Annotated in this window: 16 protein-coding genes and 1 tRNA gene; 15 read left to right on the forward strand and 2 right to left on the reverse strand. The window is 71.0% G+C overall.

Translation table 11 applies throughout. The features are described from left to right. Nucleotides 1-72 precede the first annotated feature (72 nt). The 13 genes from topA (at nucleotide 73) to PHA84_RS06150 (ending at nucleotide 16,437) form a co-directional block, all read left to right on the forward strand. A complete protein-coding gene (topA, locus tag PHA84_RS06090; protein WP_442952839.1) occupies nucleotides 73-2,973 on the forward strand; it encodes a type I DNA topoisomerase in 2,901 nt (966 codons plus the stop codon). Nucleotides 2,974-2,977: 4 nt separating this feature from the next. Then, nucleotides 2,978-4,342 carry a serine hydrolase domain-containing protein gene (locus tag PHA84_RS06095; RefSeq protein WP_270887211.1) on the forward strand — a complete coding sequence of 455 codons (1,365 nt, stop codon included), beginning with the start codon at nucleotides 2,978-2,980 and terminating at the stop codon, nucleotides 4,340-4,342. A gap of 49 nt (nucleotides 4,343-4,391) precedes the next feature. Beyond that, entirely contained in the window at nucleotides 4,392-5,168 is a 777-nt protein-coding gene (locus PHA84_RS06100; protein WP_270887212.1) for a MerR family transcriptional regulator, read from the forward strand. Between the two features lie 132 nt (nucleotides 5,169-5,300). Then, complete coding sequence (locus PHA84_RS06105) at nucleotides 5,301-6,209, forward strand: LCP family protein (RefSeq protein WP_270887213.1); 909 nt, start codon at nucleotides 5,301-5,303, stop codon at nucleotides 6,207-6,209. 98 nt (nucleotides 6,210-6,307) lie between these two features. Then, entirely contained in the window at nucleotides 6,308-7,159 is an 852-nt protein-coding gene (locus tag PHA84_RS06110) for an LPXTG cell wall anchor domain-containing protein (RefSeq protein ID WP_270887214.1), read from the forward strand. Between the two features lie 107 nt (nucleotides 7,160-7,266). Further along, nucleotides 7,267-7,881: a dTMP kinase gene (gene tmk, locus PHA84_RS06115; protein ID WP_270887215.1), complete on the forward strand. Its 615-nt coding sequence runs from the start codon at nucleotides 7,267-7,269 to the stop codon at nucleotides 7,879-7,881. 34 nt (nucleotides 7,882-7,915) lie between these two features. Next, the gene (locus PHA84_RS06120; protein ID WP_270887216.1) at nucleotides 7,916-9,055 is read left to right on the forward strand and encodes a DNA polymerase III subunit delta'; all 1,140 of its coding nucleotides are present in this window, start codon (nucleotides 7,916-7,918) and stop codon (nucleotides 9,053-9,055) included. Between the two features lie 56 nt (nucleotides 9,056-9,111). After that, on the forward strand, nucleotides 9,112-10,659 hold the full coding sequence (locus PHA84_RS06125; protein WP_270887217.1) for an alpha/beta hydrolase: 1,548 nt from the start codon (nucleotides 9,112-9,114) through the stop codon (nucleotides 10,657-10,659). Nucleotides 10,660-10,756: 97 nt separating this feature from the next. Next, a tRNA-Thr gene (locus PHA84_RS06130) sits at nucleotides 10,757-10,830 on the forward strand. 412 nt (nucleotides 10,831-11,242) lie between these two features. Next, a complete protein-coding gene (locus tag PHA84_RS06135) occupies nucleotides 11,243-15,091 on the forward strand; it encodes an ATP-binding protein (RefSeq protein ID WP_270887218.1) in 3,849 nt (1,282 codons plus the stop codon). Beyond that, entirely contained in the window at nucleotides 15,078-15,497 is a 420-nt protein-coding gene (locus PHA84_RS06140) for a roadblock/LC7 domain-containing protein (protein WP_270887219.1), read from the forward strand. The genes PHA84_RS06135 and PHA84_RS06140 overlap by 14 nt, the downstream gene beginning before the upstream one ends. Nucleotides 15,498-15,500: 3 nt before the next feature. Continuing rightward, on the forward strand, nucleotides 15,501-15,872 hold the full coding sequence (locus tag PHA84_RS06145) for a DUF742 domain-containing protein (RefSeq protein WP_270887220.1): 372 nt from the start codon (nucleotides 15,501-15,503) through the stop codon (nucleotides 15,870-15,872). Next, nucleotides 15,853-16,437, forward strand: coding sequence for a GTP-binding protein (locus tag PHA84_RS06150; RefSeq protein WP_270887221.1), 585 nt, complete (start codon nucleotides 15,853-15,855; stop codon nucleotides 16,435-16,437). The genes PHA84_RS06145 and PHA84_RS06150 overlap by 20 nt, the downstream gene beginning before the upstream one ends. Before the next feature lie 83 nt (nucleotides 16,438-16,520). On the opposite strand, the gene PHA84_RS06155 is transcribed toward PHA84_RS06150, so the two are convergent. Next, complete coding sequence (locus PHA84_RS06155; RefSeq protein ID WP_270887222.1) at nucleotides 16,521-18,029, reverse strand: LLM class flavin-dependent oxidoreductase; 1,509 nt, start codon at nucleotides 18,027-18,029, stop codon at nucleotides 16,521-16,523. Further along, complete coding sequence (locus PHA84_RS06160; RefSeq protein WP_270887223.1) at nucleotides 18,026-18,901, reverse strand: alpha/beta fold hydrolase; 876 nt, start codon at nucleotides 18,899-18,901, stop codon at nucleotides 18,026-18,028. The genes PHA84_RS06155 and PHA84_RS06160 overlap by 4 nt, the downstream gene beginning before the upstream one ends. 61 nt (nucleotides 18,902-18,962) lie before the next feature. Here PHA84_RS06160 and PHA84_RS06165 point away from each other — a divergent pair, with 61 nt between their 5' ends. Together PHA84_RS06165 and PHA84_RS06170 are read left to right on the forward strand one after the other, a co-directional pair. Continuing rightward, nucleotides 18,963-19,421, forward strand: coding sequence for an SRPBCC family protein (locus PHA84_RS06165; protein ID WP_270887224.1), 459 nt, complete (start codon nucleotides 18,963-18,965; stop codon nucleotides 19,419-19,421). Nucleotides 19,422-19,509: 88 nt separating this feature from the next. Further along, entirely contained in the window at nucleotides 19,510-20,826 is a 1,317-nt protein-coding gene (locus PHA84_RS06170) for an MFS transporter (protein ID WP_270887225.1), read from the forward strand. Nucleotides 20,827-21,190: the final 364 nt, after the last annotated feature.

Here is a 21,190-nt window from a genome sequence, read left to right on the forward strand (position 1 = left end):
TACCGAGCGCCGTCGACGACGAGACCCCCGACCACGGACTTGACCGCCTCGGCTACCGTCGTCGGCGTTGCCATGTCCACGCTGCGACGAATCCGCAGCACATGGAAGCAGGACAGAGGAAGAAGGATCGTGAGTACTGGGCGAAAGCTCGTCATCGTAGAGTCGCCGGCGAAGGCCAAGACGATCGGCGGCTACCTCGGCAAGGACTGGGACGTCGAGGCGTCCGTGGGGCACATCCGCGACATCCCCACCCCTTCGGAGATGCCCGCGGACATCAAGAAGGGGCCGTTCGGCAAGTTCGGCGTGGACGTCGACCATGGGTTCGAGGCCTACTACGTCGTCGACTCGGACAAGAAGAAGAAGGTCTCCGAGCTCAAGCGGCTGCTGAAGAACGCCGACGAGCTCTACCTCGCGACAGACGAGGACCGAGAGGGCGAGGCCATCGCCTGGCACCTGCTGGAGGTGCTCCAGCCGAAGGTGCCGGTCAAGCGGATGGTCTTCCACGAGATCACCAAAGAGGCCATCCAGCGGGCGGCCTCGAGCACACGGGACCTCGACGTGGCGCTGGTGGACGCCCAGGAGACCCGTCGCATCCTCGACCGCCTGTACGGCTACGAGGTGAGCCCTGTGCTGTGGCGGAAGGTCAAGGCGGGGCTCTCCGCAGGGCGCGTGCAGTCCGTGGCGACGCGCATCGTCGTGGAGCGCGAACGCGAGCGTATGGCGTTCGTGCGGGCCTCCTACTGGGACGTGGAGGGTGACTTCACGCCCGACGGTCCGGCGAACCAGTTCACTGCCCGGTTGAGCAGCGTCGACGGCAACCGCGTCGCCGTGGGGCGGGACTTCAACGACGACGGGACGCTGAAGGCCCCCTCGGTGGTGCACCTCGACGAGGCGACCGCGACCTCCATCGCCAGGCAGGTGCTCACCGCCCAGGTCCAGGTCACGGGGGTCCAGGAGAAGCCTTACACCCGCCGACCCTCCGCGCCGTTCACCACCAGCACCCTCCAGCAGGAGGCGTCGCGCAAGCTCCGGCTGTCGTCGAAGAACGCCATGCGTGTGGCCCAGCGACTGTACGAGAACGGGTACATCACCTACATGCGCACCGACAGCACCACGCTGTCGGAGGCCGCGCTGACGGCCGCTCGCCAGCAGGCCCGCGACCTGTACGGCGCCGACTACGTCCCCGACAGCCCTCGCCTCTACGAGAAGAAGGTCAAGAACGCGCAGGAGGCGCACGAGGCCATCCGCCCTGCAGGTGACCGCTTCCGCACCCCCGCCCAGGTCGCCGGCGAGCTGCGGGGTGACGAGTTCGCCCTCTACGAGCTGATCTGGAAGCGCACGGTGGCTTCCCAGATGGCTGACGCCAGGGGCTCCACCGCGACCGTGAAGCTCGGCGGCACGCTGCAGGACGGCCGGGTCGTCGAGTTCAGCGCGTCCGGCACCGTCATCACCTTCCGCGGCTTCCTCGCCGCGTACGAGGAGGGACGGGACGAGGAGCGGGCGTCCAAGGCCGCCGAGGCCGAGGAGGAGCGACGGCTGCCCAAGCTGAGTGAGGGCGTCCGCCTCACCGTGGTCCGGGCGGACCCCGACGGCCACGAGACGACGCCCCCACCGCGCTACACCGAGGCGACGCTGGTCAAGGCCATGGAGGAGAAGGGGATCGGCCGCCCGTCGACGTACGCCTCGACGGTCGGCACCATCCAGGACCGGGGCTACGTCACCACGCGAGGTTCGGCGCTCGTCCCCACCTGGCTCGCCTTCGCCGTCACCCGGCTGCTGGAGGAGCACTTCACCGAGCTCGTGGACTACGACTTCACCGCGTCGATGGAGGAGGACCTGGACCGCATCGCTGGGGGTGACGAGCGGCGGGCCGAGTGGCTCGAGCGGTTCTACTTCGGCGACGGCCTGCCGGACGCGCGGCCGGATGGTGCCGCCTCGCGCGCCGGCCACGGGCTCAAGCAGCTCGTCGACGACCTCGGCGACATCGACGCCAGGGAGATCTCGACGATCCCCATCGGTGAGGGCATCGTCGTCCGCGTCGGCCGCTACGGGCCGTACGTCGAGGAGACGGTCCCGCAGGGCGTCGACCCGCAGACGGGCGAGATGACGAGCGGCGCCAGCGAGGCCCCCCGGCGCGCGACCATCACCGACGACATCGCCCCGGACGAGATGACGCCGGCCAGGGCTCGCGAGCTGCTGGAGCAGTCCGCCGACGACGGGCGGGTCCTTGGGCAGGACCCGGCCACCGGACGCGACATCGTCGCGAGGGCCGGACGGTACGGCCCGTACGTCACCGAGGTCCTGGACGAGGAGTCCGCGGCGCTCAAGGGCAAGAACAAGTTGAAGCCGCGGACTGCCAGCCTCTTCAAGGACATGGATCTCGCCACGGTGGACCTCGGCACCGCGCTCAAGCTGCTGAGCCTGCCGCGCGTCGTCGGCACCGACCCGGAGGGCGTGGAGATCACGGCCCAGAACGGTCGCTACGGGCCCTACCTGAAGAAGGGGACGGACTCTCGCTCCCTAGCGTCCGAGCAGCAGCTGTTCGACGTCACCCTCGAGGAGGCGCTGGCGATCTATGCCCAGCCGAAGCAACGCGGGCGTGCCGCTGCCGCCCGGCTGAAGGAGCTCGGCGACGACCCGGTGTCGGGCCGCCCCATGCTGGTCAAGGACGGCCGCTTCGGCGCCTACGTCACCGACGGCGAGACCAACGCGACGCTGCGCAAGGACGACGACCCGGAGTCGATCACCCCCGAGCGTGGTGCCGAGCTCTTGGCCGAGAAGCGGGCGAAGGGTCCGGTCACGCGCAAGCGCACCACGAAGAAGGCCGCGACGAAGTCGACCACCAAGGCGACCACGAGGTCGACGACGAAGTCCGCTGCGACCAAGGGTGCTGCGAAGGCTGCCACCACGAAGGGCGCCGCCCAGGCGCCGACGAAGAAGGCGGTCAGCGCGGCGACAGCCCGGAAGGCGTGACCCGGTGGCGCTCGACCCCGGCACGGTGAGGCAGCTCGGCCTGCGCCTGGCCACGGAGCAGTCCCAGCAGCGCCTGCCGTCCGTGGTCGCCGGGCTCGTCCGCGGCGGCCGGCTGGTCTGGGCGGACGGCGCGGGGATGGTGGACGGCCGGGCAGGCGGGGCGCCACCGACCTCCGACACCCAGTACCGGATCGGCTCCATCACGAAGACGTTCGTCGGCGTCCTGGTCATGCGGTTGCGCGACGAGGGTTTGGTGGAGCTCAACCACGTGGTGGCGACGCACCTGCCGGAGACCGCCGACACCGCCTTCGGCCAGGTCAGGCTTGCCGAGCTGCTGTCCCACACCTCCGGCCTGCAGGCGGAGACCGCCGGACCCTGGTGGGAGCGCACCGCCGGGGCGGGCTGGTCCGACCTGCTGGCGAGTGCACCGCAGCTGCGCTTCCGTCCGGGGGCACGCTTCCACTACTCCAACATCGGGTACGCGGTGCTGGGCGAGCTGGTCTGCCGGCTACGCGGCCAGCCGTGGGAAGCGGTCCTTCAGGCGGAGCTCCTGGAGCCGTTGGGCATGTCGCGGACGACGCCGCGACCGGTCCCGCCTGCCGCGTCCGGGTGGGGCGTCCATCCTCTTGCCGACCTGCTGCACGTCGAGCCGGAGCATGACGCGGGCGCCATGGCGCCGGCCGGACAGCTGTGGTCGACGGTCGAGGACCTGAGCCGCTGGGCTGCCTTCCTCGCCGGTGACACCAGTGGCCTGCTCGACGGAGCCACGCTCGAGGAGATGTGCCTTCCGGTGGCGGTCAACGACAACCCCGGGCTGCCTTGGGCGGCGGCTCATGGCCTGGGGTGGCAGGTGTGGAACCTGGAGGGAGCGAGGTGGGCGGGGCACGGCGGTTCGATGCCGGGGTTCCTCGCCACGCTCCGCGTCAACCGGGACAGCGGGGACGGCTGCGTGCTGTTCGCCAACGCCACTTCCGGCATGTCCACGACCGTCACGAAGGACCTGCTCGACATCCTCGCCGACCGTGAGCCGGTGCTGCCCACGCCGTGGACGGCCGACGAGGCCCAGGTCAGCGCTCTGGAGCTGGTGGGCGACTGGTACTGGGGGACCACTGCGTACACGCTGCGGCTGGCTGGTGAGGGGCACGTGGTGCTCGGTGAGCCGGGAGTCCGCCGCGGGTCCCGGTTCCGGCCCACGGGGTCCGGCTGGGTCGGGCTCGACGGTTATCACGAGGGGGAGCCGTTGGTGGTGGTTCGTGACGCTCGCGGAGCCGTCAGCCACCTCGACCTCGGCTCCTTCCGGTTCAGCCGCCTCCCGTACGACCCGACCGCCGACATCCCCGGTGGGGTGCACGACGACCGCTGGCACTGAGCCGGAAGGGGCTTGACCCTCACGCCACGTCAGGCGTCACAGTGGTGACATGACCCGGAGGACCGACGTCAGGATGCTCACGGTGGGCCAGGTCGCCGAGCAGCTCGGCATCACGGTCCGCACGCTCCACCACTACGACGAGATCGGCCTCCTGCGGCCCAGCGAGCGGTCTGCCTCCGGCTACCGGCTCTACACCGACGCGGACGTCACCCGCCTGCAGCACGTCGTCGTCTATCGCCGGCTCGGCTTCACCCTCGAGGACGTCGCGCTGCTGCTGCAGGACCCCCAGAGCGTGGTCGAGCACCTACGGCGGCAGCGGGCGGTAGTGGCCCACCGGCTGGAGGAGCTGCAGGACCTCGTCACCGCCATCGACCGAGCACTGGAGAGAGAGATGGACAACCAGCCGGCCACCCCGGAGGAGCTCAAGGAGCTCTTCGGCGAGGGGTTCAACGACAGCCAGGCGGAGGCCGAGGACCGCTGGGGCGACACGGATGCCTGGAAGCAGTCCCGCCAGCGCACCGCGGGGTTCACCAAGCAGGACTGGGAACGCGTCAAGGAGGAGTCCGACTCCATCCATGCGGCGTTCTTCGCCGCCATCGATGCCGGGGAGCCCCCGACGAGCCGCGCCGCGATGGACGCCGCGGAGCTCCATCGACGACACATCGACGAGCGGTTCTACGACTGCCCGCCGGAGGTCCACCGGGGTCTCGGTGACCTCTACGTGAGCGACCCACGCTTCACCGCCACGTACGACGAGCTGCGCCCCGGCATGGCGTACTACGTCCGCGACGCGATCCACGCGAACGCCGACCGCCAGGACTCCTGACCCCCGACAGACCTCGGTGGTCCACACTGGGTCGCTGTGCCCTCCTCCCCACCGCCCGGTCGGAGCCCAACCGTCGGTGCGGGCGGCGGCGTCGGACCGGCGCCCCGATCGGCGCGGTGGGTCGCTCGCTGGGTGGGCACCGTGCTGCTCGTGGCGCTCACCGCCGTGTCGGCCGTCGTCGGTGACGGACTGCTGCTGGTCCATCGGATGCCCGCCATCTCGGTGGACGTACCGGGCTCCGGTGACGGCGCCACCTACCTGCTGCTCGCGTCAGACTCGCGGGAACGGCTCGACGGGCCGGACAGCCGTCTGTACCGCGACAGCGCGCAGGCGACCGGTGAGCGCGCCGACCTCGTCCTGGTCCTGCGTGTGCCGAAGCGGGGGCGACCGCGCCTCCTCTCCATCCCCAGAGATCTGTACGTAGGGGCGGACCGTCAGAAGGCTCACCGTCTCGGCCTGGCCCTGCATGACGGCCCGCAGGCCATCGTGGACAGCATGTGCCAGGATCTCGGGATCGGCGTCGACCACGTCGTCATCGCCGACTTCCGCGCTCTCATCGACGCAGTGGACCGCACCGGGGGGGTGGACGTGCACACGGACGCCCCCATGCGCGACCGGCAGGCGCGGCTGGCCCTGCCGACGGCTGGGCGCCATCGGTTGGACGGACGCGGAGCCCTCGCCTGGGTGCGCTCACGCCACCCGGAGGTCCAGCTCAACGGGCGATGGGTCCCGGACCCGGCGTCGGACCCAACGCGCACCGACCACGCCGCTCAGGTGCTCAGTCAGCTGAGGCAGCGGCTGGTCAGCCCGGCGAGCGCCCAGCAGGCGGCGTGGACCGTGGCGCCCAGGCTGCGACGGGACGAGGGGCTCGGCCTGACGGAGGTCCTCACCCTGGCGACTGCCCTGCGGACGGCCACTGTCGCGGGCTCGGTCACCACGGTGCCGGTCCGGTTCACCCACACCGAGGTGCCCTTCGCCTTTCCCACGGCCGCGTCGCAGCAGGCCCTGGCCCCCTTGCGCACCGCCCGCTGTGCCCCTTGAGCGACGGTTCTCCGGATTTCGCCCGCTCCGGTCGCTGGCCCCCGATACGCTCGCGCCGGAAGGGGTCCCACCTACTTTTTTCTCTGCGAGGTCAATCCATGCTGTCCGCCCGTATCCGCACCTCTGCCGGCGCCGCGGCGCTCGCTTTCACCGGCGCGCTGATCTTCGCCGGTCCTGCGCAGGCCGCGGAGACCACGATCACGCTCTCGCCTCAGGACGTCGCCTTCGTCGACGAGCCGCTGCGGGCATCGGGAACCTGCACCGACGGCAGCCGCACTGCCGTGGTGACGGTCACCCAGACCGGTGACGTCCTCGACCAGGTCGCCGTAGACCTCGACGCCACGCTGGCCTACTCGGTCAGCCTCGACCTGTCCGACGGCAGCACCGACCTGGCCACCGCACGCGTCGAGTGCTTCCGCTACGCGGACGCTGCGCCGATCGGCACGAAGGACGCCCAGTTCTTCCTTGCCGCCGACGACTCGTTCGACATGATCCACGTGACGGTGAACCCCACATCGGTCCACGTCGGCGGCACGCTGACCATCTCGGGCAAGTGCCCCGCCGGGACGTTGGTCGCAGAGGTGCTGGCTGGCGACGGCGAGCTGGACCAGCCGTTCCTCGACGAGACCGTCATCCCTGCCGCCGATGGGACCGTGTCGCTCACCACCACCGTGCGCCCCGGTGAGTTCGTTCGCGTCGGCGACGCGCTGGCCGTTATCGCGTGCGGCGACGCGGAGAACCCGACCGCCGTGGGCTTCGCAGACTTCCGGGTCCTTGCGGCGGTGGCGGCGCCGGCGCCCTCGCCGGCGGCTCCCGTCCCTCCCGCGAGCGCCGTCCCGCAGCTCGCGGCAACCGGCTCGGAGAACGGGCCGCTCACGGCGGTCGGTCTTGGACTCGTCCTCGCCGGGGCCGGGCTCTACCGGCTCCGCCGGATGCACGGTCTCGCCTGACGCCCGCGCACGTCGGCACCACCTCGACCGGGATGCCGCGTGGGCTCGTGGCGCACGCGGCATACCGGTGAGTCGGTGCTGTCCGACCGCTGGCCTAGGCTCGCACCGTGACCGACGGACTCCTCATCGCCTTCGAGGGCGGCGACGGTGCGGGGAAGTCCACCCAGGTGGCGCTGCTGCGCGAGGCGCTGGAGGCCAGGGGGAGGGACGTCACCGTCACGCGACAGCCCGGAGGCACCTCGCTGGGTCGGCAGATTCGGGACCTCGTACTGCATGGTGAACACGTGACTCCGCGGGCGGAGGCACTGCTCTACGCAGCAGACAAGGCACAGCACGCCGACCTCGTGCTGCGCCCTGCCCTGGCCGCGGGCCATGTCGTCCTCACCGACCGCTACACCGACTCGGCGGTCGCCTACCAGGGCGCCGGCCGTGACCTGGGCGCGCCGGAGATCCACGACCTCAACATGTGGGCGGTCGACCACCTGGTGCCCGACCTGACGGTCGTCATCGACGTCTCCGCGCAGGAGGGTCGACGCCGTCGCGGTGAGGTGCACGACCGGCTGGAGTCCGAGGCGGACACCTTCCACGAGGCCGTGAGGGCCCACTATCTGGCCATGGCCCAAGGGAACCGCCAGCGGTACCTCGTCGTCGACGGCACGCTCTCGGCGGAGCAGATCCATGCCCAGGTCCTGGACCGCCTCAGCTCGCTCGGGGTGCTGTGATGGTGCTGGCGGTGCTGATGCTGGTGGTGCGGTGATGACCGTCTGGCGCGACGTCATCGGCCAGGAGGCGGCGGTCGCCACCCTCCAGCGGGCCGCGGCTGACCCGACGGCGATGACTCATGCATGGCTGCTGACCGGACCTCCTGGCTCGGGCCGCTCCGTGGCGGCTCGGGCTTTCGCCGCCGCCCTGGAGTGCCCGACCCACGGGTGCGGTGAGTGCCGGGAGTGCCGCACCGCGATGGACGGCACCCACGCCGACGTCGACCTCGTCGCCACCGAAGGGCTGTCGATCAAGGTGGAGCAGGCCCGTGAGCTTGCGGCGATGTCAGCCTTGCGGCCGTCGGTCGGCCCCTGGCGGGTGATCATCGTCGAGGACGCCGACCGGTTGACCGAGCGCGCGGCGGACGCGCTCCTCAAAGCGATCGAGGAGCCGGTGCCCCGGACGGTATGGGTGCTCTGCGCGCCCTCCGTCGAGGACGTCGTCATCACGCTGCGCTCGCGGTCGCGGCATGTGCGGCTGCGTACCCCCCCTGCACGGGCCGTGGCCGACCTCCTGCACCGCCGGGACGGCATCGACCTGCCCATGGCGATGTATGCCGCCCGGGCCGCACAGAGCCACGTCGGGCTCGCCCGAAGGCTTGCGCGCGACGAGGGCGCCCGGATCCGACGTAGGGACGTGGTCGCACTCGCGGGACGGATCCAGGGGGTCGGGGAGGCAGTGGCCGCCGCGGCCGACCTGGCGTCGATCGCCGAGGAGGAGTCCAGCGCTGCTGCCGACGAGCGTGACGCGGCCGAGCGGCTGCGGCTCCTGGAGCTGCTCGGCGCCGACCCGTCGGCGCGGACCCAGCCGCCGCATGTCCGCAGCCAGCTCACCAGCCTGGAGAAGGAGCAGAAGGCGCGCGCCACGCGCCATGCCCGAGACGTCCTGGACCGGTCGCTGGTCGACCTGCTCTCCGTCTACCGTGACGCCCTGGTGCTGCACACCGGAGCCGGACTGGACCTGGTGAACCAGGACAGCTTCGCCTCCGTGCAGGCCGTCGCGCGTTCGATGAGCCCGGAGCAGATCCTCATGGCCATGGACGCGATCGGGACGGCCCGAGAGAGGATCGGGCTGAACGTCGCGCCGCTGCTGGCGCTCGAGGCCATGGCGCTCTCGTTGCGAGTGGCTCGTTAGATGCGCGCTGCATGGCGCGGTCGGCGCCTTTCGGGCGCGCCGGATACGGTCGAACCATGACGACTCGCGCACTCGCGCTCGCGGCCGGTGCCCTGGTAGTGGTGACCGCACTGTCGGGATGCTCGACCTTGACGCGGGACGCGGACCAGGCCCCGACCACCTCGGTGCCCACCGCTGTCCGGACCCCGCCGCCAGGTGAGCAGTCGCTGGAGACCTTCTACCAGCAGGAGCTCGGCTGGAGCCGGTGCGGTCCGGCCCAGTGCGCCGAGCTGAAGGTGCCGCTCGACTACGCGGCGCCGGGGAAGGGCTCCATCGAGGTCGCGGTGCTCCGCATGCGGGCGACCAAAGCCAGGCAACGGATCGGCTCCCTCGTGGTCAACCCCGGCGGCCCCGGAGCCTCCGGGGTGGACTACGCGCGGGCAGCGGACTTCATCGTGGGCAAGCCGGTGCGTCAGCGGTTCGACATCGTCGGGTTCGACCCTCGGGGCGTCCAGCGGTCGGCCCCGGTCGACTGCCTCCCGGATCCGGAGATGGACACCTTCCTGGGCCAGGACCCGACCCCGGACGACCCCGCCGAGGAGCAGGCCTTCGCCGCCTCCGCCCAGGCGTTGGCGCAGGGGTGCGAGCACCGAAGCGGCGCGCTGGTGGCGCACATCTCCACGGTCGACACAGCCAAGGACCTGGACATCCTCCGGGCCGCCCTCGGGGAGGACAGGCTCAGCTACCTCGGCAAGTCCTACGGCACGTTCCTCGGAGCGACGTATGCCGGGCTCTTCCCCAAGCGTGTCGGCCGGTTCGTCCTCGACGGGGTGCTGCCCCCCGACGCCACGTCGGCCGAGGTCGCAGCCGGACAGGCAGAGGGCTTCGAGCGGGCCACCCGGGCGTGGGCGGCTGACTGCGTAGACGCAGGCGACTGCCCACTCGGCGGCTCCGTGGATGAGGTCATGGCCGGCATGCGCTCCTTGCTGAAACGGCTGGACTCGCGTCCCGTGCCGATCACCCAGGGCAACGTACGCGAGCTCACCGAGGGCTGGGCCGCCACCGGCATCGCCGAGGCGATGTACGACCAGGGTTCCTGGGGCACCCTGACCGAGGCCTTGCGTGACGTGGTGCAGAAGGACGACGGCACGGCGCTGATGAGCCTGGCTGACCAGTACGCCAGGCGGAACCCCGACGGGCGGTACACCGCCAACCTCCTCGAGGCCTTCTACGCCGTCTCGTGTCTGGACAACCCGGACACTGCCGACCTCAAGGCCTACGAGCAGCGAGCCAAGGATGCGTCCGTCAAAGCACCGACGTGGGGTCCGTTGCTGGCATGGGGGACGCTGCCCTGCGGCGAGTGGCCGGTGCGGTCGGGGGCCAAGCCGCACAAGATCTCAGCGCAGGGCAGTGCGCCGATCGTCGTGATCGGGACGACCCGCGACCCGGCCACTCCGTACGAGTGGTCCGTGCGGCTGCGCGACCAGCTGGCGAACGCACGCCTGCTGACCTTCGAGGGAGACGGCCACACCGCGTACGCGCGGTCCCACAGCTCCTGCCTGGATGGCGCGGTCAACGACTACTACACCAAGGGAAAGGTCCCCCCGGACAAGCTGAGGTGCTGAGTCGCCCATCGGTCCAGGCGACGCCAGGCGACGTCGGAGCCCGTTTCGGCAATCGTCCGCCTGATCCGTATACTCGTCCTCCGTGCCGCTGGCACATGCCGCCTTAGCTCAGTCGGCCAGAGCGATTCACTCGTAATGAATAGGTCATCGGTTCGATTCCGATAGGCGGCTCGGCGAACGCCCCCGACTCCGGTCGGGGGCGTTCCGGTCCTGCTCACCGAGCAATGCGACAAGGGCGCCCAGTGGCCATTCAGCCGCTTCCGGGTCATCGCGCCCAGGGTGCACTGACGGGCGCCGGCCGTGCGGTCCTGGGGCTGCTCACCCGCCAGCTGCCTTGCGCTGACCCTGTCGGCACACTGACCCTGTCGGCACACCGGTCCCGTCAGCGCAAGCAGCCGACGGGGGAGCCGTCATACCCGGATGTGTGCGCCTATGCTCGCCGACCCGCCGTCACGGCCTAGTCCCTTCGGTCAGCAGTGCGGAGGCCAAACGTGCAAACCCGCCCTCGGTGTCTAGCCGAGGCATGTGTAGCCAGCCGTATGTTGCCGTTCGCCCGAGTTTTCGTCGTGAGGAAGGTGACTCCGTGTCCAGACTGCAGTCGGCGCCTGGCCGTGTCCCCCGTCGCTGGTACTTCAGCCAGTGGCCGCTACGCCGAAAGCTGGCTGCTGCGGTCGTCCTCCCGGTCATGCTGGCCTTCGTCTTCGGCGGGTTGCGCGTCAAGAGCGACTTCCAGAGCGCACAGCAGCTGTCCCGAGCAGCCGATACGGTCCTGGTCATCAGGCCCGTCGTCGAGTACAACCTGGCGGTCCAGCGGCTGGCGGCCGCCGAGAGCGTGGGGGGCGGCGGCGTCATCCAGGCCATCACGCGGTACGAGTCGGCGGCAGCGGACCTCCGCATCGCCATGAAGGCGCCGAGCGTCCCGCAGTCCGTGAAGGCGAGCGCGCAGTCAGCCCTCGGGCTGGGCCAGGCCGTGCGCTCAGGCAAGACCCGTGACGGGTTCTCGGACGTGGTCATCGACAAGTCCGGCAACATCGCGACCCTCATGTCGAGCGCGGTTGCGGACCTCGGCCTGAGCGACGACTCGGCCTCGGCGAAGATCGTCGTGGCGCTGCAGGACACCATCGCCGCGCAGCGGGCGCTGACCGGTCAGCAGCTCCACCTCGCCAACACCAACGACTCCGCCGCCACGCTGCGAGCCATCGGCCAGGTCGGAGCCGAGACGGCGGCGCTGTCCCGGCTGCAGTCAGCCGGCGTTGTCGACACCACGCAGGTTCGGCAGCTCCTGAACGACAACGGCCGCCGCGGGGCGACGCTTCAGCAGGAGAACGTCGACAAGGCGCAGATCCAGGATCTGGGAGCCGGCGTCGAGACGAGCAACAAGGCGTACAGCGACCTCACAGACACCGAGCTGACCTGGCTCGAGCAGAACCTGCGTGCGCGTGCGGCGGCCCACCGCACCGACGCGTTCCTGAACGCCATCGTGATCGTCGCGGCCCTGGTGGCAGCCCTGGCCCTGGTCTTCGCGCTCATGCGATCCCTCCTCGGCCCCATCCGCGTCGTGCGCCAGGGTGCGCTCGAGGTGGCGAACAAGCGCCTTCCCGAGGCCGTCGCCGCCATGCGCGACGGCGAGGACCCCCCGGAGTTCGTCGCCATCCCGGTGTACACCACGGAGGAGATGGGCCAGCTCGCTCGCGCGGTGGACGACCTACACACCCAGGCGCTCTCGCTCGCCGGGGACCAGGCCCGCCTGCGGGTCCAGGTCGGGCACATGTTCGAGACCCTGTCGCGGCGCAGCACCTCGCTCATCGACCAGCAGCTCAGCCTCATCGAGCGTCTGGAGAGCGACGAGGAGGACCCCAAGCGGCTGCAGAGCCTGTTCCGCCTGGACCACCTGGCCGCCCGGATGCGTCGAAACAGCGACTCGCTGCTCGTTCTGGCCGGCACGTCGACCCGCCGGGGCGCCTCCGGATCGGTGTCTGTGTCCGATGCGGTCCGCGCCGCTGTCTCCGAGGTGGAGAACTACGAGCGCATCGACATCGGCGACACCTCGGACGACCAGGTGCTTGGATCGGTCGGCTCCGACCTCATCCACCTCATCGCGGAGGTGGTCGACAACGCGCTGGCATACTCTCCGCCCACCACGCGCGTGACCATCCGCGGTGCTCGCACGCCCGAAGGCGGGCTCCTCATCGAGGTCGCAGACCGCGGGCTGGGTATGCCGCCACGTGACCTTGCCGCCCTCAACGACCGGCTCGCCCACGGAGGAGACATCACGGCGGACACCGCTCGCCGCATGGGCCTCTTCGTCGTCGGCAGCCTCGCCAAGCGTCACGGCATCGCGGTGCGCCTGCGCCGCAACGGGGACGAGACGCAGGGCATCACGGTGTCGGTGCACCTGCCCGCGACCCTGCTGGCCGACTCCGCGGTCGCCCCGCAGCGACAGATCCGCGCCGCGGCAGCAGCGGCCACCGAAGCTGAGGCGGTCGCACCCGCTGCCACGCCGGTCTCCGCGGTCGGTGGGACGACCAAGGCGGGTCTGCCGGCGCGCGTCAGGGGTGCCAGCGGGGCCACCCCGAGCCCCCTGCCCGGCGCAGCCAAGAAGGTGCTCCCCACCCGCACGCCCGGCGCTCACGGCCCGGGGACCAACGGCATACCGCCGGCGGTCAAGCCCGTCATCGCAGCCGCAGACCCTGGCGACCCGGCCCGTCCCGCCGTGAACGGCCACGACGCCGCCGGCGCCGTGGTGAACGCCAGTGACGCACCGGCCACGCCCCGTACGAACGGCAGCGAGGCTCACGCCCCCGGGACGAACGGCACGGAGGCTCACGCAGCGGAGCGGAACGGCAAGGAGACCAGCGCGACCGGGCACCACGAGGACGCCGGCGTTGCTGCCGACAGCGACCTCCCGGCCGCCCCGGCTCCGACCTCGTCCTCCGTCCTCGACCCCGAGCCGGTCGGTGCAGCCGACACGGTGGACTCCTCCGAAGGCGCCGACTCACCGGCCGCAGTCGTCGGGGACGAGGCGGCAACGGGCCCAGAGTCCACCGGTACGCCGCAGACCCGCTCAGCCGCCGGGCTACCCGTGCGCAAGCCCCGCGCGACCGGAATCACCGAGTACCGGGAGTTCGCCGACGCACCTTCCGCCGGCCAGGACGAGGTCACGCAGGAGCAGCCCTCGGGCAAGGGCTCGGGCTCCGGCAAGGGCGGCCGTCTCTCCGGCTGGCTTCCCGGGCGTGGGAAGGCTCAGGCCGAGGCCGCACGGGCACAGGCGGAGGCGGAGTCCTACCGCATGCCATCCAACCTCTCCGCCTGGCTCGACCACCGCGCCAAGCTGGCCGAGGTCGCCAAGCCCAGCGAGGCCTCCACGTCCGACCTGTCGGCCGGCACGGACAGGGCTGGCGACGCCCAGGACGCGCAGCCGCAGGCTCTCGTCGAGGAGTCCGAGCTCGACGCCCGCAGCACCGAGGCCGGGGCCCTGCACGTGCCGGACGAGTGGCTCAGCGAGGCGACCAGCGACGCGCCCGCACAAGACACCGTGCAGATCGACCCAGACTCTGCCGCGACCCCGGAGCGCTCGCACTCGGCGCCACAGTCCGTCGCGGTGGACCCGGCTACGGTGACCGTCCTCGGGGTGGAGTCGACCGTCCTGCCCACCCGTGTGCCAGGAGCCACCGCCAGCCCGGACGCTCAGAGCGTCCTGGGCGAGCCGGTGCCGTCGGTCCGGCCGGCGATGAGGGCCCACAACACGTCCTTCTTCGGGGCCCGCAGGGCCCGCGGCACAGCCGCACCTGAGCCGCAGTCCATGCAGCCCCTCAGCCCTGAGGGCGGCATCCAGCGCGACGCTCAGGTCCAGGAGGTCCCGGACGAGCAGCCGACGCAGGTGATGCCGGAGCCTGCCGGGCAAGCCGAGGCCGTGACGGACGAGCCTGGGCACGAGCAGGCCGCGCAGCCCGAGCCTGTGCAGGAGCGGGCCGATGAGCCAGAGCGGGTGCAGGAGCAGGCCGCTCAGCCCGAGCCTGTGCAGCAGCAGGCTGTGCAGGCCGAGCGCACGCCGGGGCGGACTCCCCGCAGCGACGACACCCCCATCTTCCGCGCCATGATGTCCTCCTGGCTGACCGAGCCTGTCGGCTCGCAGAGCTCAGGGGGGTCGTGGTCGACCTCGGAGGCCGACCGGGCATGGTCCGCCGCCGCCCGTATCGAGGAGACCGTGCCCGTGCAGGAGTCACCCGCAGGCCTTCCCCAGCGTCGACCAGGCAGCCTGCTGGTACCCGGCGCCGTGGAGGAGCCCTCCACCAACGCCGCACCTGCGGCGTCGCGACGCGATCCCGAGACGATCCGGCGCAACCTCAACCGCCACCAACGAGGTGTGAGCACCGCGCGCACCGAGAACCAAGACGGAACACACCGAGAGGAAGCCGATGTTCACCACTGACGCCATGACCCAGCCGAAGGGCGAGTACGACTGGCTCGTGGCCAGGTTCGCCAACGACACCCCCGGTGTCTCGCACGCCATCCTCGTGTCGGCCGACGGGCTGCCGATGGCCGCCAGCGAGCAGCTTCCCGTGGACCGCGCCGAGCAGATGGCTGCTGTCGCCTCGGGCATGGCCAGCCTCGCCTCCGGTGCCGCCCGACTGTTCCAGGGCGGTTCGGTGCTCCAGTCCGTCATCGAGATGGAGCTCGGCTACCTGCTGCTGATGAGTGTGGGAGACGGCTCGCACCTGGCGGCGCTCACGAGCACGGACTCCGACATCGGCCAGGTCGGCTACGAGATGGCCGTCCTGGTCGACCGCGTCGGCAAGATGATCGACGCGTCTGCCCGGACGCCGATGACGGGGTAGTCGATGGCGACCGACGCACCGCAGGAGTCAGCAGGGCCACGGCTCGTCCGGCCCTATGCGCTGACGTCAGGACGCACCGAGTCCGTGGTGGACCTGCCGATCGAGGCCACCCTCGAGGTGCTTCCCTCAGCCCGGACGGCGACCTGGCCCGAGGGCGACCTCTCGGCAAAGATCATCGAGCTCCTGGCCTCCTCGCAGTCGGTGGCCGAGGTCTCCGCCAAGCTACACATCCCGCTCGGCGTCGCCCGGGTCCTGCTCGGGGACCTGGTCTCCGCCGGGCATGTCAGGACCCGCGCCACCATCTCCGAGAACACCACGACCGACGAACGACGTGAACTCATCGAAAGGACACTCAGTGGACTACGCGCCCTCTAACCGCAGTAGCGCCTCGACGAAGATTGTCGTGGCCGGCGGCTTCGGCGTCGGGAAGACCACCTTCGTTGGTGCCGTCTCCGAGATCGACCCGCTGCGCACCGAAGCCCTGGTCACGAACGAGTCCCAGGGCCAGGACGACATCTCGAAGGTCCAGCAGAAGCACACCACCACGGTGGCGATGGACTTCGGACGCATCACGCTGGCAGAGAACCTGGTGCTCTACCTGTTCGGCACCCCCGGTCAGCGCCGGTTCTGGTTCATGTGGGACGACCTGGTCAAGGGAGCCATCGGCGCGGTCGTCCTCGTGGACACCCGCCGCCTCGACGACAGCTTCGCCGCCGTCGACTACTTCGAGGCCAAGGGCCTGCCCTTCATCGTGGCGCTCAACCAGTTCGACGACGCCCAGCAGTTCGGAGCTGACGACATACGCGAAGCACTGGCCATCCCCTCGCACATCCCCGTCATCACGGTGGACGCCCGCGAGCGGGAGTCCGCCAAGCGGGCCCTCGTCCGGATCACCGAGTTCGCACTCACCCAGCTCGCGGCAGTTCCTGCCCCGGCCTGAGCTGAACCGACCAGAGCCGGACCGGAGCCCGACGTCGCGCGACGGCGTCGGGCTCCGGCCGCCCTCCCGGCCGACCATCCGCGTCAGCGAGGCTGCAGGACGTCGCCGAGCCGTTCCACGTCCGCTGCGGTGTCGAGGTCGGGAAGCGACACGAACACCGTCCGGACGCCGCGGTCCGCCAGCACCTTGTAGCGGTCGCGGTGGCTGTCGGCCGGCCCCGCGTGGTGGCGAGCCGCGAAGGCAGCCGCGGAGGTGCGGCCTCGCAACCGCTCCACGCGGTTCCAGGCGTCGTCCCGGTCTCGGCCCACGACCGGCACGTCCAGGACGGTGATGGCCACCTCGCCCGCCTCACGGCCCACCGCCGCGCAGTGCCGGCGCAGGACGGCGATCTTCCGGTCGAGCGTCTCGAGGTCGCTCGGAACGTTGCAGGCGTCGCCCTGCGCGGCCGCGATGCGCAGCGTACGAGCCTCACCGCCGCCTCCCACGATGATCTGGGGCTGCCCCAGGGGGCGCGGGTACGCCGTGGTTTCAGGGAGGGTCACCCGGCTGCCCGTGTAGGGCTTGGTGCCGGCGCCCCAGAGGGCGCGGATCGTCTCGATCGACCTCTCGAGCAGGTCCAGGCGCTCGTGCGCCGGCGGGAACGGCAGCCCGAAGGCCAGGTGCTCGCGCTCCCACCACCCGGCGCCGAGGCCGAGGAAGGCGCGCCCCCTGGAGAGCACGTCGAGGGTGGCGACGGTCTTGGCCACCAGCCCGGGCGCCCGGAACGTCACCGGAGAGACCAGGGTGCCCAGGCGTAGGTCGGTCTCCAGGCCCGCGAGCAGCCCCAGCGTCACCCAGGGCTCGGGGATCGGTTCCCAGGCGCGGTCCACCTGCGGGATCTGGATCAGGTGGTCCATGAGCGCCAGACCGCTGAACCCGCACTGGTCGGCAGCGAGGCAGACCGAGCTCAGCCAGGCGGCCGGCTCCTGGGCCCAGGGGAACCGCGAGACCTGCAGGACGAGCTCGACGCCGAGGGACGACTGTCGCGGCGTGAGGGCCCCGGCGCGCGTGTCTGGTGCGTCGGCCGGGTCGGTGGTGCGGCCCCCCCTCGGGCCGTCGTCGCGTTGCTCGTCCGAGCCGGGTGCGGCCGTCACGACGTGCCACCCCTCGGCGTGCAGCTCGGTGGCCACTGCGGGCAGCCGCGCCAACTGTCGCCCCAGAACCGCTGCGGGGACCGGTCGCCCACGGGCCGAGTTCCGTTCCCGGACTAGACGCGGCGGAGTGTCGAAGAGCACTGCCACACAAGGCAGCCCGGCTGCGCGTCCCAAGGCCAGCCACTCCTGCCGACGCCGGGTGTCGAGCCCCAGCGTGTCCACCACCACGGTGAGCTTGCGACGCAGCCGTGCGGCAACGATCCGGTCCAGGACGGCGAAGGCGTCGGCGGAGGCGTCCAGGTCGTGCTCGCCGCTGCCGACAACGGCGCGTAGCGCATCCGAGGACACGATCTCGGCCGTCCGGTAGCGGGCGGCCGCCCAGGTCGACTTCCCGGCGCCCGCGGCGCCGACCAGCACGACGAGCGCCGGGTCGGGGACGCCGTGCGCACCTGCGCTCATGGTCCGGGCGTGGCGCCCGCACGCCGCAGTACGGCCGACGCGACCTCGTGTGGCCGAGTCTCGGGCAGCCAGTGTCCCGCCTCCAGCTCGACGAACTCGTAGGGTGCCGCGACCTCCCGCGCCGTACGCTCCGCGGCCGCCCGACCGAGCGAGGGGTCGTGGCGGCCCCACAGGTACGTCGTGGGCACCTCGATCCGAACCTGCGTGCCGGCGGTGTCGGGCTCCCGATGGCGAGTCACGTTCCAGGCGGTCCCGAGCGCTTGGGAGGTCAGGGGGAGCGCTCGGTACCAGGCAAGGCTGCCGGCTGCGAAACCGGGGTCCCGGAACCGGGCCGCATACCTGGCTGCCTTGGCCGCGGGCAGGCCGGACCGGGTGAGCAGCCGAGGAAGGATGCGGCTGAGCACCCACTCAGGCACGAGCGGCACCTGGAACGCCGCGATGTACCCACTTCGCAGCAGCTGGTCGCTGTGGCGCGTCGCCCACGCCAACGCCTGGTGGTGCGGAGTGGACAGGACGACCAGGGAGCTCAGGCGCTCGGGGTGCCGCTCGGCGAAGAGCCAGGCGACCGCGCCGCCCCAGTCGTGGCCGACGAGATGGACGCGGTTCACCCCGAGAGCGTCGACCAGCGCCCTGACGTCCCCGACCAGCTCGCACGTGCGGTAGGCCGACCGTCCGGGGGGCCTGGCCCGAGGGGAGTAGCCACGCTGGTCCAGCGAGACGACTCGCAGACCCCCTGCCAGGAGCAGGGGCGTGACCTCGTCCCAGGCGGTGCGGTCCTGCGGCCACCCGTGCAGCAGGACCACCACCTCGCCGGTGCGCGGTCCGGAGTCGGTGACGTCGAAGACGAGCCCGTCGCGCGTGAACTCCTGCATTCGCCGAACCTACCCGGCCTCGATGCAGCGCCGCAGGACGGCGAGGCGCGAGGATGCCAAGGTGAGGACCTTCCACTTCCAACACGAATGGCATCTCGACGCGCCCGTGGCCGAGGTCTTCGCCGCCCTGGCGGACGTGGAGCGGTACGCGGTGTGGTGGCCCCAGGTACGCCATGCGGAGCGTCTCGACGACGACTCCGGCAGGACGGCGATCCGAAGCTTCCTGCCGTACACGCTCGACCTGGTCCTACGCCGCGAGGTCGAGGACGAGGCCACCGGACTGCTGCGCGTGGCCGTCACCGGCGACCTCGAGGGCTGGTGCCAGTGGCGGTTGGCGGCGCAAGGGGTGGACGAGGACGCGTGCCGTGCCGTCTTCGACCAGGAAGCCACGGTGACGCCCCGCCTGTTGGCGCGCAGCGCACCCCTCACCGGACCTCTGCTGCGCGCCAACCACGCGTGGATGATGCGGTGCGGCGCTGCCGGCCTGTCGGCGTACCTGGCAAGCGCACGCCACCCCTGAGGCGAGCGCGAGCGGGCCGCGTACTGGCTGTCTCGGCGCTCTGGCACCCGCCCGGGCCCCGCACGCGATGGTGCGGGAGACTGACCCGGTGACGTCGGGCGCGGAGTTCTCCCTCGGCGGGCGCCGGGCCTGGACTGTCTACGGCGCCTGCGTGTCGATCTACATCCTGGCCGTGTTCCATCGCAGCTCTCTCGGGGTGGCCGGGCTCATCGCCACGGAGCGGTTCCATATCGCCGCGGCGCAGCTCTCCGCGTTCACGATGGTCCAGCTGCTGGTCTACGCCGCCATGCAGGTCCCCGTCGGCGCCCTGCTGGACCGGTTCGGCCCACGTCGGCTGCTGTTGGCCGGCGTGAGCCTCATGACCCTGGCACAGCTGGGTTTCGCGTTCGCGGACTCCTTCCCGGCCGGGATCGTCGCGAGGGTCGTGCTGGGAGTGGGGGACTCGATGGTCTTCGTGCCGCTGCTGCGCATCGTCGCCCTGTGGTTCCCCCCGATCCGCATCGCGATGGTCTCCCAGGTGACTGGACTGTTGGGACAGCTCGGCGCCCTGGTGGCCGCCACGCCCCTGGTGTACGCCCTGCACCGCTGGGGATGGACGCCGTCCTACGCGAGTGCTGCCTGCGTCGGCGTCGTGCTGGCCGTGCTGGTGCTCGTCGTCGTCCGCGACTCGCCCAACCCTGACCACGAGCTCGACGACATCAAGGTGCGCGCGCTCGCCAGGGCCGTGCGGTCCGCGTGGCGGACGCCGGGGACCAGGCTGGGGCTCTGGTCGCACTTCTCGGCGCAGTTCGGCGCCAACGTGTTCGCGCTCCTGTGGGGCTACCCCTTCCTGGTGGCTGGGCAAGGGCTGTCGCCTGGGACGGCCGGGACCCTCCTCATGCTCATGACCGTCACGACCGTCGTGAGCAGCCCCATGATCGGCGGCTTCATCACGAAGTACCCGTTCTCCCGGTCCACGCTGATCCTGGGGATCGTCACCGCCATCATGACGGTCTGGGCGGTGGTGCTGCTCTGGCCAGGGCGCGCGCCGCTGCCCGTGCTCGTGGTCCTGGTCGTCGTCACGGCGGTCGGCGGTCCGGGCTCTCTCGTCGGCTTCGACGTCGCGCGGACGTTCAACCCGCCTACGCGTCTGGGCAGCGCTACGGGAATCGTCAACGTCGGTGGCTTCCTTGCCTCCCTGTCGACGGTGACGCTGATCGGTGTGGTCCTGGACAGGGTGGCGCCAGGCGGCCCGGCGACGTACGACGTCCATGCGTTCAAGCTTGCGATGTCCATGCAGTACCTGGTCTGGGGCCTTGGACTCGCCCAGATCCTGCGCTACCGGCGGAAGGTCCGTCGCGAGCTCAAGGAGTCCGACCCGGCGGCCTACGCCGCACTTCGCGCAGGCGAGGCCATAAACCCCTAGGTCCGAAGCCCCCCGGCTCTCCGAAGTCTGGGACTTCGGAGGGACACGCCGGCCTTTTCGCCGAAGTCCCAGACTTCGGAGGGACACGCCGGGCTGGGACCCGAAGTCCCGGACTTCGGAACAGCGCTGGGGAGGTCTGAAGAGGCCTTGACCAGCGGAGACGGCCAATTTCGTTACCAACCTGTGACCATCTCTGGACACGTGATCGAACCGAGCGGACGGGCTGCGGAAAGACATTCGTGTAACTCGGTGAATCACATCACTGTCATTTTCCGGAAGGCACCGAAATGGTGGGAATGATGTGACGAGAGTGCTTTAAGTGAAAATGCGGCTCTACTCTCAACCGGCTGAACCAGTCCGATCG

Source organism: Pedococcus sp. 5OH_020 (genome assembly GCF_027812955.1).
In the GTDB taxonomy this organism is placed as follows: domain Bacteria; phylum Actinomycetota; class Actinomycetes; order Actinomycetales; family Dermatophilaceae; genus Pedococcus.